Below are 15,551 nucleotides of genomic sequence, written 5' to 3' on the forward strand. Positions count from 1 at the left end.
TGGCACGCCTTTTGCCATTAACCTGACATCGTTACCCGGAGTCATCAATGATTAACCCAAGAACCATTGCGCAAGAAATTGCTTATGCGGATGTCGCCACCCAGGCGGCAAATTTGCAGGAGAAGCAGACCGAGCTGGACGCTGAAAGCAGCGGCCTGGACTCGCTCAGCTCGGCGTTAAGCGATTTCCAGAGCGCCGTTGACGCGCTGAACAGCGATACCGACGGCCCGGTGACTTTTGCCGCCACCAGCAATAATGACTCGGCGACCGTTTCCGCTAACTCGCAGGCACAGGCGGGAAGCTACTCGTTTTTCGTTGAGCAACTGGCGCAGGGGCAGCAAACCACGTTCAGTATGGGCGACGACGCCTTTTCCGCTACCGGTACTTTTGAACTGACGATGGGCGACAGCACCATGGATATCGATCTGTCGGCGGCAGATCAGAACGGTGACGGCGACGGTTTTATCGACGCCAGCGAACTGGTGAACGCGATTAACGACTCCGATGATAATCCAGGCGTTTCAGCGGCGTTGGTGAAAACCGACGGCACCACCACCATTATGCTCACCTCCGATAGCACCGGGGCGCAGAGCGCGTTTTCGGTGAGCGTAACGGGGCATGATGCCAGCAACGATAGCACCAGCGCGCCCGTTGCCACGGTTGTTTCCTCAGCCCAGGACGCGATTATTCATCTCGGTAGCGCCACGGGCCCGGCGATCACCAACAGCAGCAATACGTTTGATGATGTGATCCCCGGCGTCACCATGACTTTTACCGAAGTCAGCGATTCTGACAGCGACCTCACCACTTTTAACATCAGCGAAGATTCCAGCTCCAGCCAGGAGAAAGTACAGACTTTTGTCGATGCCTATAACACCTTGATTGATACGGTTGATTCGCTAACCACTCACGGTGATGACAGTACCAGCGCCGGGGTATTTGCAGGCGACGCCGGACTCAGTTCACTGGCGAACCAGCTCGATGACATCGCCCATGCCAGCTACAACGGCGTGTCGATTGTTGACTATGGCATCACCCTCGATTCTCACGGCCACTTACAGATTGACTCCGACCAGTTCAACGACGAAATGGCGAAAAATCCTGACGGTCTGACCTCTATTTTCGTTGGCGACAACAGCATGGTAGCGCAGATGGACGACCTGATTAACACCTACACGGACTCCAGCAACGGCATCATCACCCTGCGCCAGCAGAACATTGACGATCAGATGAGCAAAATTCAGGACGAAGGCGATCAGCTTACTGATACCTATAACGCCAACTACGACCGTTATCTGGAGGAGTACACCAACACGCTGGTCGAGGTGTACACCATGAAAGCCAGCATGGCGGCATTCGCGTAACTCAGAAGGAATATCCCTAAAGATGTACCAAGTACAGGACGGCTATTCGCAATATAAAGAGGTCGATCTCGCGGCGCGTACTGCGGCGGCCTCTCCGCTTGAACTGGTGCTGGTGCTGTTCGCCGGGCTTCTCGACGAGCTGGAACGCGCCAAAAGCCATATTGAAGGGCGGCGTTTCGAGAAGAAAGCCCAGAGCATCAATAAATGCATCGACATTCTCAATGCGCTCACCAGTTCGCTGGAGTTTGAAACCGGCGGCGAGCTGGTGGTCAACCTTTCGCGACTCTATGACCACTGTGTGTATCGCTTGTATGAGGCCAGCGGCGAACTGTCGGCAGAGAAAATCGATGAAGTGATGCTGATCTTAAGCAACCTGCGCGAAGGCTGGGAAGGGCTTTCGGGCAAGCTGGGTTAAGACGATGGAAAAACAACGCAGGCAACTTTTCGCACTGGTTGAGGCGATGAACGAAGCCCTCGACAAGCAACGCTGGCGACGGCTTCCGGCACTGCATCAGCAGTTGATGCGCCAGTTTCACGATTACGTGGCGGCGGAAACCGACGCGGCGCAGTTGTGTGCGGTGAAGGCGCAGCTGTACGGCGCGTTTAATGCCCTGATTAAACGGCGCGAGCAGCGTGCAGAAGTGTTGAAGGCGCGTATGGAACAGCATCAGCGGCATCAGGAAGGCGTACTGGCCTACTCAATTGTTAATTTACTTTCGGAGAAGTCATGAATCCGGCATTGCTTGCCACGCTCGGAACGCTTGCGGAAACGGCGTCGCTGAAAACGGACATCTTACCGCCGGTGAGCGGTGAAAACGCGCCCGCGTTTACCCTGCCGAAAATGGCGGGCGCGGCGGTGGCAGAGCGCGTTCATAGCGCTAAAACCAGTCAGCAACAGGCGACGCGCCCGCAGGAGAACGATCCGGTGGCGATGCAGGCGCTAATGGCGCTGTTACTTCCGCAACCTGCCGCGCCGCATCAGGAGACGCCGCAGCCGCGAAACGCCGCAACATCGCCAGTTATTCAGCAATTGACGAAAGCGGTGGTGCAAAACGCGCCGCAACGCTCGACACAACAGCAGGAACTCACGCCGTTGCCGCCACAGTTGCAGGAACTGATCGGTCAGTTGCCGCAGGCGAAACCCGAACAGCAGGCCAGACTGGCGACTTACGCCAGTGAAGATTTACATGCCATTGCGCCGACGCAGCCGCGCGTCTCAACACAGCCAGCTCGCCCGAAAACTGAACTAACCCGTGTGACCGCGCGCCCGCAGGTCGAGCGTAAAACGGAAAAAGTGACGGACAGCGAACCGGTTATTGCGCGTGCGGTGTTGCAGGTTAAGACGCCGGAACTGGTCAGCGATCATCAGGAGATTGTCGCCAAACCAGCCACGCTTTCGATGGACGAACTGGGTGAAAAACTGACGACGCTTTTGAAAGATCAGATCCACTTTCAGCTCAACAAACAACAGCAGATCTCCACCATCCGTCTCGATCCACCGTCGCTTGGCAAGCTTGAGATCGCCGTACAACTCGACAACGGCAAACTGATGGTGCACATCGGCGCGAATCAAAGCGAAGTTTGCCGCGCGTTACAGCAGTTTAGCGACGATCTCCGCCAGCATCTGACGGCGCAAAATTTTATGGAGGTGAACGTACAGGTTTCCTCCGAAGGGCAGTCGCAGCAACAACAGTCGGGCCATCAGCAGGAAGAGGTGAGTGCCGCCTTACAGCTTGATGATGCGCCTCAATTTCAACAGAACGAATCCGTTTTGATCAAAGTGTAAAGGCAATATGAAGAAAATCGTGGTGGCGGGCGTGGTCAGCGCCGTTCTGGCGTTGGTGGTGGGGGCCGGAGCTGGATGGGGTGTCTGGCATCATTATGCCGGAAAAGGAAAACCGACGGCCGTTGCACGGGCGGAAACGGTGGAAACCCTGGATGAAAGCAAAAGCGTGTTTGTGACGTTGCCGGAAACCATTGTCACGCTGCATGACAACAACGGTGCGGACCATTATTTGTCGGCGGAATTAGTGATGGTGGTCGCCAGTGATAAAGAAGCGGAAAAAATAAAACATCAGGAGCCGCTGTATCAAAGTATTGCAGTTGAATGCCTGACGGAAATGAAATTTGAAGATTTGCGCGGCATGAAAATATCCGCCATCCGCAAACTGATTTCTGATGCGTTAAAGAAAGATCTTCAGCGTCGCAAAATGAGCGCACCGTATAAGGATTTGCTGGTGAAAAAAGTGGTCTTCCAGTAATCACCAGGCGGATATAAACATGCTACAGGACGTATTCGAGTCAGAAGAATTTGCTGCCGCGCCGGTATTAACCCCGCAGCAGGAGAGCCACTACTTGCAGGCCTATCTACCGTTGGTGCGTAAAGTGGTGCGGCAACTTGCTCCGCAGTGTAATTGCATTATTGACCGTCAGGATATGGAACAAACGGCGTTAATGGGGCTGCTTAATGCCATTCGTCGCTATGGGCTGCCGGACGAAGGTTTTGCGGGCTATGCCGTGCACCGGATTCGCGGCGCGATCCTGGATGAGCTGCGCGCTCTCGACTGGCGACCGCGCCAGCTGCGACAGAAATATCATCAGATGAAAGATCTGATTCGTGAGACGCGCAAAAAACTGGGGCACGAACCGGAGTGGTCAGAACTGGCCGTGGAAGGGATTTCGCATGAAGATTATCTCGAATATCAGCAACTGGAAGGGGCGGAAACGCTCGCCAGCCTTGACGAACTGCTGAACGGTGAAGGGCCAGGCATTCCACTTGCTGGCAGGGAACTGGAAGATCAGTTTGTTACCCAGCAAATGCTGCAATACGCGCTTTCACAATTAAGCGAAAAAGAGCAACTGATCCTCTCCATGTATTACCAGCATGAGATGAATCTCAAAGAGATTGCGCTGGTATTAGGGCTAACCGAAGCCCGAATTTGTCAACTGAATAAACAGATCGCGCAGAAAATTCGTGATTTTGTCTATCCGAATTAAAGTGAAGAAATCATGCAAAAAATATTAGGTTTACTGGTGGTGCTCGGCTGCGTATTTGGCGGTTATTTTGAAGCGGGCGGGCAATTAGTGGCTATCTGGCAACCGGCGGAAATGATCATTATTTTGGGGGCGGGTTTCGGGGCAATGATTATTGGTAATCCGAAACATGTGCTGAAAGAGATTGCTCATCAAATTAAAGGCGTGATCAGTAAAAAACAGCTCGGGCCGGAGTTTCAGCGCCAGCTATTAATGTGTCTGTATGAGTTGCTCGAAATGGTGCAAAACGGTGGTCTGCGCATGTTGGATCAGCATATTGAGCAGCCGGAAGAGAGCACCATTTTCCAGAAATACCCGCTGGTGTTAACCCAGAAGCGGCTGGTGACCTTTATTGCCGATAACTTTCGCCTGATGGCGATGGGCAAAATCGACGCCCACGAACTGGAAGGGATTCTCGATCAGGAGCTGGACACCGCCGAAGAGTCGCTGCTAACGCCGTCACGCTCGCTGCAACGTACCGCCGAGGCGATGCCAGGGTTTGGCATTTGCGCGGCGGTGCTGGGCATCATCATCACCATGCAGTCGATTGATGGGTCTATCGCCCTGATTGGCCTGAAAGTGGCGGCAGCGCTGGTGGGGACGTTTTTAGGCGTCTTTATCTGCTACTGCCTGATGGACCCGCTCGCCAACGCCATGGAACAACAGGCGCGGGCGGAACATTCTTTGCTGGAATGCGTGCGCACCGTGCTGGTGGCGCAGGCAGGCGGCAAACCGACGCTGCTGGCAGTGGACGCCGGGCGTAAGCTGCTGCATCTGGCGTCCAAACCGACCTTCGCCAACCTCGACGCGTGGGTGAATGCGATGCTGGAGCAAGAATAAGCATGAGAAAGACGGGCAACCGCCGCGAGCGTGGGGCAAAAACCACCATCGTCCGGCGGCAGATCAAAAAAAATCATGCCGGGCATCACGGCGGGGCGTGGAAGGTGGCGTTCGCCGACTTTACTTTGGCAATGATGGCGCTATTTATGACGCTGTGGATTGTCAACAGCGTCAGTAAATCCGAGCGTGAAAGCATTATCGCCGCGCTGCACGGGCAGTCGATTTTTAACGGTGGCGGGCTGTCGCCGTTAAATAAAATCAGACCGTCTCATCCGCCAAAACCTGCCACCGTGGCGGTGCCGGAAGAGACGGAGAAAAAAGCGCATGACGTCAACGAGAAAACGGCGCTGCTGAAGAAGAAATCCGCTACTGAGCTTGGCGAGCTGGCAACCAGTATCAACACCATTGCCCGTGATGCGCATATGGAAGCGAATCTGGAGATGGAGATTGTTCCCCAGGGACTGCGCGTGCTGATTAAAGATGACCAGAACCGCAATATGTTTGAACGCGGCAGCGCGCAGATTATGCCGTTCTTTAAAACTTTGCTGGTGGAGTTAGCACCGGTTTTTGATTCGCTCGACAATAAGATCATCATCACCGGGCATACCGATGCGATGGCCTACAAAAACAATATCTACAACAACTGGAACCTTTCGGGCGATCGCGCGCTTTCAGCTCGTCGGGTGCTGGAAGAGGCCGGAATGCCGGAAGATAAAGTGATGCAGGTAAGTGCAATGGCGGACCAGATGCTGCTGGATGCCAAAAATCCGCAAAGCGCGGGCAACCGGCGCATTGAGATTATGGTGCTGACCAAAAGTGCGTCCGATACGCTGTATCAATACTTTGGTCAGCATGGGGATAAAGTGGTGCAACCGCTGGTGCAAAAGCTGGATAAGCAGCAGGTGCTTTCGCAGCGAACGCGTTAAATGCTGAATCTTTATGCATTTCTCAAACTCTGAAATCACTGTATACTTTACCAGTGTTGAGAGGTGAGCAATGCGTAAAATCATTCATGTGGATATGGACTGCTTTTTCGCAGCGGTGGAGATGCGCGACAATCCTGCCCTGCGCGATATCCCTATTGCTATTGGCGGCAGCCGCGAACGTCGGGGGGTGATCAGCACCGCCAATTATCCCGCGCGTAAATTTGGCGTACGTAGCGCTATGCCGACAGGGATGGCGCTCAAATTTTGCCCACATCTCACGCTGCTTCCAGGGCGCTTTGACGCCTACAAAGAAGCCTCAAATCATATCCGCGAAATTTTCTCGCGCTATACCTCGCGCATTGAACCGTTATCACTGGATGAAGCCTATCTCGACGTCACCGATAGTGTGCATTGCCACGGTTCTGCGACCCTCATCGCCCAGGAAATCCGCCAGACAATCTTCAACGAGCTGCAACTGACGGCGTCTGCGGGCGTTGCGCCGGTAAAGTTTCTCGCTAAAATCGCTTCCGACATGAATAAACCCAACGGTCAGTTTGTGATTACTCCGGCAGAAGTTCCGGCATTTCTGCAAACCTTACCGCTGGCAAAAATTCCTGGCGTCGGCAAAGTCTCGGCGGCAAAACTGGAAGCGATGGGGCTGCGGACCTGCGGTGATGTGCAAAAGTGTGATCTGGTGACTCTGCTCAAACGTTTTGGCAAATTTGGCCGCATTTTGTGGGAGCGTAGTCAGGGGATTGACGAGCGCGACGTTAACAGCGAACGGTTGCGAAAATCCGTCGGCGTGGAACGCACGATGGCGGAAGATATTCATCACTGGTCTGAATGTGAAGCGATTATCGAGCGGCTGTACCCGGAACTTGAACGCCGTCTGGCAAAGGTAAAACCTGATTTACTGATTGCCCGTCAGGGAGTGAAATTAAAGTTCGACGATTTCCAGCAAACCACTCAGGAGCACGTCTGGCCACGGCTGAATAAAGCTGATCTAATCGCCACCGCGCGTAAAACCTGGGATGAACGCCGCGGCGGGCGCGGTGTGCGACTGGTGGGGCTGCATGTGACGTTGCTTGACCCTCAAATGGAAAGACAACTGGTGCTGGGATTATGATGTATACTATTATGTCTATTCTGGTGTGCATTATTATGAGGGGATCACTGTATGCATCGAATTCTTGCGGAAAAATCGGTCAATATCACTGAGTTACGTAAAAACCCAGCTAAATACTTTATTGATCAACCAGTTGCGGTTCTTTCTAATAATCGCCCCGCAGGATATCTCTTAAGTGCCAGCGCATTCGAAGCGTTAATGGACATGCTTGCTGAACAAGAGGAGAAAAAGCCTATAAAGGCGCGCTTCCGTCCAAGTGCTGCAAGATTAGAGGAAATTACACGCCGAGCTGAAAAATATCTTAATGATATGACGGATGATGATTTCAATGACTTTAAGGAATAAGGATGCGGGTATTCAAAACAAAACTCATTCGCCTGCAACTTACAGCAGAGGAACTTGAAGCGTTAACGGCGGATTTTATTTCCTATAAGCGTGACGGTGTTTTGCCAGATATATTTGGTCGCGATGCACTCTACGACGACTCGTTTACCTGGCCATTAATCAAATTTGAGCGAGTTGCTCATATTCATCTGGCAAATTAGAATAATCCATTTCCGCCACAGTTGCGCCAATTCAGCAGAACGAATGACGAAGCGCATTTGGTATATTGTCAGGGTGCGTTTGATGAGCAAGCATGGTTGCTCATTGCCATTCTGAAACCTGAACCTCATAAACTGGCTCGAGATAACAACCAAATGCATAAAATTGGGAAAATGGCAGAAGCGTTTCGCATGCGTTTTTGAATTTATATTATGAATAACATACATATAAGAAACTATCAGCCTGGCGATTTTCAGCAACTATGCGCTATTTTCCTTCGAGCGGTTACGATGACTGCCAGTCAGCACTATTCTCCACAGCAAATTGCCGCCTGGGCGCAGATTGACGAATCTCGCTGGAAAGATAAACTCGCGAAATCACAAGTGCGGGTTGCAGTCATTAATGCACAACCGGTTGGTTTTATTTCCCGCATTGAACATTATATCGATATGTTATTTGTTGACCCTGAATACACCCGCCGTGGGGTTGCCAGCGCTTTGTTAAAACCTTTGATTAAGTCTGAATCCGAACTTACGGTGGACGCCAGCATAACCGCAAAGCCCTTTTTTGAACGTTATGGTTTTCAGACAGTTAAGCAGCAGTGCGTTGAATGCCGGGGAGCGTGGTTTACTAATTTTTATATGCGATATAAACCGCAACATTAAATCCAGCTTGCAATGAAAATAACGCCCGCCTAGTATGTGCGCGTTTTCTTATTCCACAAACTGCAAGGAGGTAAATCATGACAAATCCTTTATCAATGACTCTTTGCAGACCTTTCCAGGATTAATTCTTTTTTTCTTGCCCTGGATTCGTCTGCCATTTCCTGATTTTTATTCATAAATGGAATGGTTTATGGGCAAATATATTCGTCCCTTATCCGATGCGGTATTTACCATCGCATCTGATGACCTGTGGATCGAGAGTTTAGCGATCCAACAATTACACACCACGGCAAATTTACCCAACATGCAGCGCGTAGTAGGGATGCCAGATTTACATCCCGGACGCGGCTACCCGATTGGCGCAGCGTTCTTCTCCGCAGGCCGTTTTTACCCGGCACTGGTCGGCAATGATATCGGCTGCGGCATGGCGCTATGGCAAACAGATATTCTCGCTCGCAAATACAACGCCGATAAGTTTGAAAAGCGATTATCAGCTTTGGATGACGTTGCTGAAGAAAGCTGGCTGGAGGAAAACCTGCCGTCAGCATTTGCACAGCATCCGTGGCGCAGCTCGCTTGGCTCTATCGGTGGCGGAAACCACTTCGCAGAACTGCAACAAGTTGATGAAATCATCGACGCTGAACTGTTTGCACTGGCAGGTCTGGATGCGCAGCATCTGCAACTGCTGGTTCATAGCGGCTCGAGGGGGTTGGGGCAGTCTATTTTACAGCGGCATATTGCCTCGTTTTCGCATCATGGTTTGCCTGAAGGCAGTGACGACGCGCTACGGTATATTGCGGAACATGACGATGTGCTAGCGTTTGCGCGTATTAATCGCCAGATGATTGCTTTGCGCATAATGCAACAAGTTAAGGCCACCGGAAGTCCGGTTCTGGATGTGGCGCATAACTTTGTTAGCGCGTGCCAAATCGGCGATCAACAGGGTTGGTTGCATCGTAAAGGTGCCACGCCGGATGACAACGGTCTGGTGATTATTCCCGGTTCACGCGGTGATTACTCCTGGCTTGTACAGCCTGTTGCGAACGAAAAAACGCTCCACTCGCTGGCGCATGGGGCAGGGCGTAAATGGGGGCGCACCGAGTGTAAAGGGCGTCTGGCAGCGAAATGCACGGCGACGCAACTCTCGCGTACTGAACTTGGCAGTCGGGTAATTTGTCGCGATAAACAACTCATCTTTGAAGAAGCGCCACAAGCCTATAAATCGGCTGAAAGCGTGGTGCAATGTCTGGTGCAAGCCGGTTTAATTATTCCTGTCGCGCGGCTGCGTCCGGTGCTAACGCTCAAAAACAGTGGAGGGAAAAAAGGATGATCTTGCTACAACTCTCCTCAGCGCAGGGGCCGGAAGAATGTTGCCTCGCAGTGAAAAAGGCGCTGGACAGGTTGATTAAAGAAGCTACCCGACAAGACGTCGCGATAACGGTGCTGGAAACAGAAACGGGTCGCTACTCTGACACGTTGCGTTCAGCGCTGATTTCTCTGGATGGCGATAACGCATGGGCATTAAGCGAAAGTTGGTGCGGCACTATCCAGTGGATTTGTCCGAGTCCGTATCGGCCTCATCATGGGCGCAAAAACTGGTTTCTGGGCATTGGGCGTTTTACTGCTGATGAGCAGGAACAATCGGATGCAATCCGTTATGAGACGCTGCGTTCGTCGGGGCCGGGCGGTCAACATGTCAATAAAACCGACTCGGCGGTACGCGCCACGCATCTGGCATCCGGGATTAGCGTGAAGGTTCAGTCAGAGCGCAGCCAACATGCCAACAAACGGCTGGCGCGATTGCTGATTGCCTGGAAGCTGGAGCAACAGCAACAGGAAAATAGCGCGGCGCTGAAATCGCAGCGGCGAATGTTCCATCACCAGATTGAACGTGGCAACCCGCGACGAACGTTTACAGGGATGGCTTTTGTCGCTGTGTAATTGAGGAATGTCTCCCGCCGTTTTCTATATGAAAGCGGCGGGAAAAACGAAAGGAATAGTCATGTTTATCGGTCATCTTCCGGCTGGTTATTTAATAACTTGTACTTTAATGAAACGCTTGCCACTGATTGCTCGTCATGCGCGCTGGGCGATGGTTATTGGCTTACTTGGGGCCGTTGCGCCCGATTTTGATCTTTTTTGGTGCTATCTGGTTGATAACGGGCAACGACATCATCATCTTTACCCGTCTCATTGGCCATTATTATGGTTTGCTCTGCTGGCGGCGACATTAGTCTGGGCAGGAATTGCGAAGAATAAACTTCCGGCGTGGCTGGGCGTGGTGTTTTGCCTGAATAGTATCGCGCATTTATTACTCGATACGCTGGTCGGTGATATCTGGTGGCTGATGCCTTTCGTTAACCAACCGTTTGCATTCTTTCATATTACGGCGGTACATCATCCGTGGTGGCTCAATTTTTTATTACACTGGTCGTTTTTACTGGAACTGGCATTAGTGGTTGCCGCCATTGCCATGTGGTGCAGGCGTAATGCCAAAATGGTAAATGCATGAAAAAATTATTCTGACTTTAAGCGGCGTAACATGTTTCCTGGGGAAATTCTCCCGTGGTTAAGTATGCTCTCCTGACTTTGCCCCAGGCTCTGAACATATAAAATTTCTGCTTTTCACCCTTAAGTTCTTTCACGGATTCCAGCGCAAAACCTTCTTTGGTGATCAGAAATTCTCCCCATGAAATATGGTCGCAGCTATATAAATATGCGACCTTTTCATGAGTTTCATAATGTTTTGTTATTTCGATATAGATAGCCATTGGCTTCAAACAGTAGTCCACGCCCGCAGGCGTGGACATTATTGTGCACAGAAAACCCCCAGCTAGGCTGGGGGTTCCGGAAAGCTTTCAGCTTTAAGCCAGTTATTAAAACCCCTTTTGATTTGTTAAAACACCTTGCGGTCTGGCAACTGCAAGTGTCAAACAAGAAATCAAAAGGGGGTCCCAATGGGGAACGAAAAGAGCTTAGCGCACACCCGATGGAACTGTAAATATCACATAGTATTTGCGCCAAAATACCGAAGACAGGTGTTCTACAGAGAGAAGCGTAGAGCAATAGGCAGTATTTTGAGAAAGCTGTGTGAGTGGAAAAGTGTACGGATTCTGGAAGCTGAATGCTGTGCAGATCATATCCATATGCTTGTGGAGATCCCGCCCAAAATGAGCGTATCCGGCTTTATGGGATATCTGAAAGGGAAAAGCAGTCTGATGCTTTACGAGCAGTTTGGTGATTTGAAATTCAAATACAGGAACAGGGAGTTCTGGTGCAGAGGGTACTACGTCGATACGGTGGGTAAGAACACGGCGAAGATACAGGATTACATAAAGCACCAGCTTGAAGAGGATAAAATGGGAGAGCAGTTATCGATTCCCTATCCGGGCAGCCCGTTTACGGGCCGTAAGTAACGAAGTTGGATGCAAATGTCAGATCGTGTGCGCCTGTTAGGGCGCGGCTGGTAAGAGAGCCTTATAGGCGCATTTGAAAAACCTCCGGCTATGCCGGAGGATATTTATTTGTAATTACTTCGCCGGAATTTCTTTCAGCAGTTCAGTCAGTAGTGTCCAGTAATGACCTACGCTTTCGATGTGAACTTGCTCATCCGGAGAGTGTGGACCGGTGATGGTTGGCCCGATAGAAACCATGTCCATTTCCGGATACGGTTTTTTGAACAGACCACATTCCAGGCCCGCGTGGATAATCTGGATGTTCGGCGTCTTGTTGAACAGACGCTGATAAGTTTCACGTACCAGATGCATCACCGGAGAATTAGCGTCCGGCTGCCAGCCAGGATATGCGCCTTTCGCTTCGGTTTTCGCGCCAGCCAGTTTACCCAGCGAATCCAGCATGCTCACCACGTAGTCTTTACCGCTGTCGATCAGAGAACGGATCAGGCAGTGAATTTCTACGTTATTGTCAGTCATGGTCACCACACCGACGTTCAGGGAGGTTTCCACCACACCTTTTGCCACATCGGAATTGCGGATCACACCGTTCGGGGTGGCGTTCAGCAGACGAATAAAGGTATCGCGAGATTTCGCAATCAGGGCAGCTTTATCGTTCGCAACAGAGTCCAGCAGCAATGCCAGATTTTTCTCTTTCTCTGCCAGCTCGTTTTTCAGGATTTCCTGATAGGTATTCACCAGAGATTTCAGGGCGTCGACTTTATCAGCTGCGACAGCAATGGTCGCAAAGGCTTCACGCGGGATGGCGTTACGCAGTGTGCCACCGTTGAAATCGATAAGGCGCAGGTCCAGCTCTTCTGCATGACCCGCCAGGAAGCGCACCAGCAGTTTGTTGGCATTACCCAGGCCAACGTGGATTTCACCGCCGGAGTGACCGCCTTTTAGACCTTTTAAGGTTAACTTGAAGGTTTCAAAACCAGCTGGAACTGCTTCACGATCTAAATGCAGGTTGGAGGTGAAGTCGATACCCCCCGCGCAACCCATGTAGATTTCACCTTCCTCTTCGGAGTCGGTGTTAATCAGAATATCAGCCTGCAACCAGTTGCTCTGTAAGCCAAAAGCACCATCCATACCGGCTTCTTCGGTCATGGTCAGCAGCACTTCCAGCGGGCCGTGAACCACGTTTTCGTCAGCCAGAACCGCCAGCGCAGACGCCATACCAATGCCGTTATCCGCACCCAGCGTGGTGCCGCGCGCTTTAACCCATTCGCCATCAATATAAGGCTGGATAGGATCTTTAGTGAAGTCATGCACGGTGTCGTTATTTTTCTGCGGCACCATATCGAGGTGGGCCTGCAAGACGACCGGTTTACGATTTTCCATACCTGCGGTAGCAGGTTTACGAATCAGGATATTACCTACCTGATCGCGTTCGACATGGAAACCTTTCTCTTTTGCCCAACCAACAATGTATTCAGCGAGTTGCTCTTCATGATAGGACGGGTGAGGAATAGAACAGATTTTGGCAAAAATATCCCACAGCGGCTGTGGAGATAATTGAGACAGTTCAGACACGTTAAGTCTCCTTGTCGATCACCCGCAAAACAGTATTGCAGGTCACAGGGTTAGCAGAAAATGTTGTCAACACAAGACAGGCTTGCGAGATATGTTTGAGAATACCACTTTATCCCGCGTCAGGGAGAGGCAGTGCGTAAAAAGACGCGGACTCATGTGAAATACTGGTTTTTAGTGCGCCAGATCTCTATAATCTCGCGCAACCTATTTTCCCCTCGAACACTTTTTAAGCCGTAGATAAACAGGCTGGGACACTTCACATGAGCGAAAAATACATCGTCACCTGGGACATGTTGCAGATCCATGCACGTAAACTCGCAAGCCGACTGATGCCTTCTGAACAATGGAAAGGCATTATTGCCGTAAGCCGTGGCGGTCTGGTACCGGGTGCGTTACTGGCGCGTGAACTGGGTATTCGTCATGTCGATACCGTTTGTATTTCCAGCTATGATCACGACAACCAGCGCGAGCTTAAAGTGCTAAAACGCGCAGAAGGCGATGGCGAAGGCTTCATCGTTATTGATGACCTGGTGGATACCGGTGGCACTGCGGTTGCGATTCGTGAAATGTATCCAAAAGCGCACTTTGTCACCATCTTCGCAAAACCGGCTGGTCGTCCGCTGGTTGATGATTATGTTGTTGATATCCCGCAAGATACCTGGATCGAACAACCGTGGGATATGGGCGTCGTATTCGTCCCGCCAATCTCCGGTCGCTAATCTTTTCAACGCCTGGCACTGCCGGGCGTTGTTCTTTTTAACTTCAGGCAGGTTACAATAGTTTCCAGTAAGTATTCTGGAGGCTGCATCCATGACACAGGCAAACCTGAGCGAAACCCTGTTCAAACCCCGCTTTAAACATCCTGAAACCTCGACGCTAGTTCGCCGCTTTAATCACGGCGCACAACCGCCTGTGCAGTCGGCCCTTGATGGTAAAACCATCCCTCACTGGTATCGCATGATTAACCGTCTGATGTGGATCTGGCGCGGCATTGACCCACGTGAAATCCTCGACGTCCAGGCACGTATTGTGATGAGCGATGCCGAACGTACCGACGATGATTTATACGATACGGTGATTGGCTACCGTGGTGGCAACTGGATTTATGAGTGGGCCACCCAGGCGATGGTGTGGCAACAAAAAGCCTGTGCGGAAGAAGATCCGCAACTCAGTGGTCGTCACTGGCTGCATGCGGCTACGTTGTACAACATTGCCGCCTATCCTCATCTGAAAGGAGATGACCTGGCCGAGCAAGCGCAGGCTTTGTCAAACCGCGCCTATGAAGAGGCCGCTCAGCGTCTGCCGGGCACCATGCGGCAGATGGAGTTTACCGTACCCGGCGGTGCGCCCATCACCGGCTTTTTGCATATGCCGAAAGGCGATGGCCCGTTCCCGACAGTATTAATGTGTGGTGGTCTGGATGCGATGCAGACGGACTATTACAGCCTGTATGAACGTTATTTTGCGCCGCGCGGCATTGCGATGCTGACTATTGATATGCCGTCGGTGGGCTTTTCTTCAAAATGGAAGCTCACCCAGGACTCCAGCCTGTTGCATCAGCACGTCTTAAAGGCGCTGCCTAACGTACCGTGGGTAGATCACACTCGCGTCGCGGCCTTTGGTTTCCGTTTCGGCGCTAACGTTGCCGTGCGTCTGGCATACCTTGAATCGCCGCGTCTGAAAGCGGTTGCCTGTCTTGGTCCGGTAGTTCATACCCTGTTGAGTGATTTTAAGTGCCAGCAACAGGTGCCGGAAATGTATCTTGACGTTCTGGCGAGTCGTTTGGGTATGCATGATGCTTCCGACGAAGCGTTACGCGTGGAGTTGAATCGCTATTCATTAAAAGTGCAAGGATTGCTGGGACGTCGTTGCCCAACGCCAATGTTATCAGGCTACTGGAAGAACGATCCGTTCAGCCCGGAAGAGGACTCACGCTTAATCACCTCATCAACTGCTGACGGTAAATTGTTAGAGATCCCATTTAACCCGGTGTATCGGAATTTTGACAAAGGTCTTCAGGAAATCACCGACTGGATCGAAAAACGATTGTGTTAAAAATTTGCTAA

19 protein-coding genes and 1 pseudogene are annotated in these 15,551 nt (G+C 51.4%); 18 read left to right on the forward strand and 2 right to left on the reverse strand.

Annotation, left to right across the window (positions count from 1 at the left end; translation table 11 throughout):
- Positions 1 to 47: 47 nt before the first annotated feature.
- The 15 genes and pseudogenes from fliD to G434_RS04640 all read left to right on the forward strand — a co-directional run bounded on the left by fliD (position 48) and on the right by G434_RS04640 (position 11,009).
- Positions 48 to 1,364 (forward strand): flagellar filament capping protein FliD, encoded by a 1,317-nt coding sequence (gene fliD / locus G434_RS04710; protein WP_000609678.1) that lies wholly within the window; start codon positions 48 to 50, stop codon positions 1,362 to 1,364.
- Positions 1,365 to 1,386: 22 nt separating this feature from the next.
- Positions 1,387 to 1,779: a flagellar export chaperone FliS gene (gene fliS, locus G434_RS04705; protein ID WP_000285322.1), complete on the forward strand. Its 393-nt coding sequence runs from the start codon at positions 1,387 to 1,389 to the stop codon at positions 1,777 to 1,779.
- A 4-nt stretch (positions 1,780 to 1,783) separates the two neighbouring features.
- The gene (locus G434_RS04700; RefSeq protein WP_000415004.1) at positions 1,784 to 2,095 is read left to right on the forward strand and encodes a hypothetical protein; all 312 of its coding nucleotides are present in this window, start codon (positions 1,784 to 1,786) and stop codon (positions 2,093 to 2,095) included.
- Positions 2,092 to 3,150, forward strand: a complete 1,059-nt coding sequence (locus G434_RS04695; RefSeq protein WP_001067489.1) for a flagellar hook-length control protein FliK — start codon at positions 2,092 to 2,094, stop codon at positions 3,148 to 3,150. Before G434_RS04700 ends, G434_RS04695 begins: the two co-directional genes overlap by 4 nt.
- 7 nt (positions 3,151 to 3,157) lie before the next feature.
- The gene (locus G434_RS04690) at positions 3,158 to 3,625 is read left to right on the forward strand and encodes a flagellar basal body-associated FliL family protein (protein ID WP_000725259.1); all 468 of its coding nucleotides are present in this window, start codon (positions 3,158 to 3,160) and stop codon (positions 3,623 to 3,625) included.
- Positions 3,626 to 3,644: 19 nt separating this feature from the next.
- Positions 3,645 to 4,361: a FliA/WhiG family RNA polymerase sigma factor gene (locus tag G434_RS04685; protein WP_000938726.1), complete on the forward strand. Its 717-nt coding sequence runs from the start codon at positions 3,645 to 3,647 to the stop codon at positions 4,359 to 4,361.
- 12 nt (positions 4,362 to 4,373) lie between these two features.
- Positions 4,374 to 5,237, forward strand: coding sequence for a flagellar motor stator protein MotA (motA, locus tag G434_RS04680; RefSeq protein ID WP_001169518.1), 864 nt, complete (start codon positions 4,374 to 4,376; stop codon positions 5,235 to 5,237).
- Between the two features lie 2 nt (positions 5,238 to 5,239).
- Entirely contained in the window at positions 5,240 to 6,163 is a 924-nt protein-coding gene (gene lafU / locus G434_RS04675; RefSeq protein WP_001232550.1) for a putative lateral flagellar export/assembly protein LafU, read from the forward strand.
- A 70-nt stretch (positions 6,164 to 6,233) separates the two neighbouring features.
- Entirely contained in the window at positions 6,234 to 7,289 is a 1,056-nt protein-coding gene (gene dinB, locus G434_RS04670) for a DNA polymerase IV (protein WP_001226152.1), read from the forward strand.
- 51 nt (positions 7,290 to 7,340) lie between these two features.
- Positions 7,341 to 7,634 (forward strand): type I toxin-antitoxin system antitoxin YafN, encoded by a 294-nt coding sequence (gene yafN / locus G434_RS04665; RefSeq protein WP_000554757.1) that lies wholly within the window; start codon positions 7,341 to 7,343, stop codon positions 7,632 to 7,634.
- Positions 7,635 to 7,636: 2 nt separating this feature from the next.
- A pseudogene (gene yafO / locus G434_RS30370) lies at positions 7,637 to 8,035 on the forward strand (type II toxin-antitoxin system mRNA interferase toxin YafO).
- Positions 8,036 to 8,044: 9 nt separating this feature from the next.
- Entirely contained in the window at positions 8,045 to 8,497 is a 453-nt protein-coding gene (locus tag G434_RS04655) for a GNAT family N-acetyltransferase (RefSeq protein WP_001059547.1), read from the forward strand.
- A gap of 190 nt (positions 8,498 to 8,687) precedes the next feature.
- Complete coding sequence (locus tag G434_RS04650; protein WP_000521550.1) at positions 8,688 to 9,827, forward strand: RNA ligase RtcB family protein; 1,140 nt, start codon at positions 8,688 to 8,690, stop codon at positions 9,825 to 9,827.
- Positions 9,824 to 10,438 (forward strand): peptide chain release factor H, encoded by a 615-nt coding sequence (gene prfH / locus G434_RS04645; protein ID WP_000602121.1) that lies wholly within the window; start codon positions 9,824 to 9,826, stop codon positions 10,436 to 10,438. The genes G434_RS04650 and prfH overlap by 4 nt, the downstream gene beginning before the upstream one ends.
- Before the next feature lie 61 nt (positions 10,439 to 10,499).
- Entirely contained in the window at positions 10,500 to 11,009 is a 510-nt protein-coding gene (locus G434_RS04640; RefSeq protein WP_000469791.1) for a metal-dependent hydrolase, read from the forward strand.
- A gap of 16 nt (positions 11,010 to 11,025) precedes the next feature.
- Here G434_RS04640 and G434_RS04635 read toward each other — a convergent pair whose 3' ends face one another.
- The gene (locus G434_RS04635) at positions 11,026 to 11,268 is read right to left on the reverse strand and encodes a hypothetical protein (RefSeq protein ID WP_024198968.1); all 243 of its coding nucleotides are present in this window, start codon (positions 11,266 to 11,268) and stop codon (positions 11,026 to 11,028) included.
- Positions 11,269 to 11,454: 186 nt separating this feature from the next.
- Here G434_RS04635 and tnpA point away from each other — a divergent pair, with 186 nt between their 5' ends.
- Entirely contained in the window at positions 11,455 to 11,913 is a 459-nt protein-coding gene (gene tnpA, locus G434_RS04630; RefSeq protein WP_000526135.1) for an IS200/IS605-like element IS200C family transposase, read from the forward strand.
- A gap of 114 nt (positions 11,914 to 12,027) precedes the next feature.
- Here the strand turns inward: tnpA and pepD are convergent, their stop codons facing one another.
- Positions 12,028 to 13,485, reverse strand: coding sequence for a cytosol nonspecific dipeptidase (pepD, locus tag G434_RS04625; RefSeq protein ID WP_001293009.1), 1,458 nt, complete (start codon positions 13,483 to 13,485; stop codon positions 12,028 to 12,030).
- A gap of 260 nt (positions 13,486 to 13,745) precedes the next feature.
- Between pepD and gpt the strand changes: the two genes are divergently transcribed.
- Positions 13,746 to 14,204 (forward strand): xanthine phosphoribosyltransferase, encoded by a 459-nt coding sequence (gpt, locus tag G434_RS04620; protein WP_001291990.1) that lies wholly within the window; start codon positions 13,746 to 13,748, stop codon positions 14,202 to 14,204.
- Between the two features lie 91 nt (positions 14,205 to 14,295).
- Positions 14,296 to 15,540 carry an esterase FrsA gene (frsA, locus tag G434_RS04615; protein WP_000189546.1) on the forward strand — a complete coding sequence of 415 codons (1,245 nt, stop codon included), beginning with the start codon at positions 14,296 to 14,298 and terminating at the stop codon, positions 15,538 to 15,540.
- Positions 15,541 to 15,551: the final 11 nt, after the last annotated feature.

The sequence above is a fragment of the Escherichia sp. KTE172 genome (assembly GCF_000408845.1).
In the GTDB taxonomy this organism is placed as follows: domain Bacteria; phylum Pseudomonadota; class Gammaproteobacteria; order Enterobacterales; family Enterobacteriaceae; genus Escherichia; species Escherichia coli.

Bases quoted from the DNA above. Each gene is read 5' to 3' on its own strand.
- G434_RS04640 (WP_000469791.1), top strand. From the start codon at position 10,500: ATGTTTATCGGTCATCTTCCGGCTGGTTATTTAATAACTTGTACTTTA.
- G434_RS04650 (WP_000521550.1), top strand. From the start codon at position 8,688: ATGGGCAAATATATTCGTCCCTTATCCGATGCGGTATTTACCATCGCA.
- frsA (WP_000189546.1), top strand. From the start codon at position 14,296: ATGACACAGGCAAACCTGAGCGAAACCCTGTTCAAACCCCGCTTTAAA.
- gpt (WP_001291990.1), top strand. From the start codon at position 13,746: ATGAGCGAAAAATACATCGTCACCTGGGACATGTTGCAGATCCATGCA.
- lafU (WP_001232550.1), top strand. From the start codon at position 5,240: ATGAGAAAGACGGGCAACCGCCGCGAGCGTGGGGCAAAAACCACCATC.
- G434_RS04700 (WP_000415004.1), top strand. From the start codon at position 1,784: ATGGAAAAACAACGCAGGCAACTTTTCGCACTGGTTGAGGCGATGAAC.
- G434_RS04685 (WP_000938726.1), top strand. From the start codon at position 3,645: ATGCTACAGGACGTATTCGAGTCAGAAGAATTTGCTGCCGCGCCGGTA.
- yafN (WP_000554757.1), top strand. From the start codon at position 7,341: ATGCATCGAATTCTTGCGGAAAAATCGGTCAATATCACTGAGTTACGT.
- motA (WP_001169518.1), top strand. From the start codon at position 4,374: ATGCAAAAAATATTAGGTTTACTGGTGGTGCTCGGCTGCGTATTTGGC.
- tnpA (WP_000526135.1), top strand. From the start codon at position 11,455: ATGGGGAACGAAAAGAGCTTAGCGCACACCCGATGGAACTGTAAATAT.
- G434_RS04635 (WP_024198968.1), bottom strand. From the start codon at position 11,268: ATGGCTATCTATATCGAAATAACAAAACATTATGAAACTCATGAAAAG.
- prfH (WP_000602121.1), top strand. From the start codon at position 9,824: ATGATCTTGCTACAACTCTCCTCAGCGCAGGGGCCGGAAGAATGTTGC.
- fliS (WP_000285322.1), top strand. From the start codon at position 1,387: ATGTACCAAGTACAGGACGGCTATTCGCAATATAAAGAGGTCGATCTC.
- dinB (WP_001226152.1), top strand. From the start codon at position 6,234: ATGCGTAAAATCATTCATGTGGATATGGACTGCTTTTTCGCAGCGGTG.
- G434_RS04695 (WP_001067489.1), top strand. From the start codon at position 2,092: ATGAATCCGGCATTGCTTGCCACGCTCGGAACGCTTGCGGAAACGGCG.
- fliD (WP_000609678.1), top strand. From the start codon at position 48: ATGATTAACCCAAGAACCATTGCGCAAGAAATTGCTTATGCGGATGTC.
- G434_RS04655 (WP_001059547.1), top strand. From the start codon at position 8,045: ATGAATAACATACATATAAGAAACTATCAGCCTGGCGATTTTCAGCAA.
- G434_RS04690 (WP_000725259.1), top strand. From the start codon at position 3,158: ATGAAGAAAATCGTGGTGGCGGGCGTGGTCAGCGCCGTTCTGGCGTTG.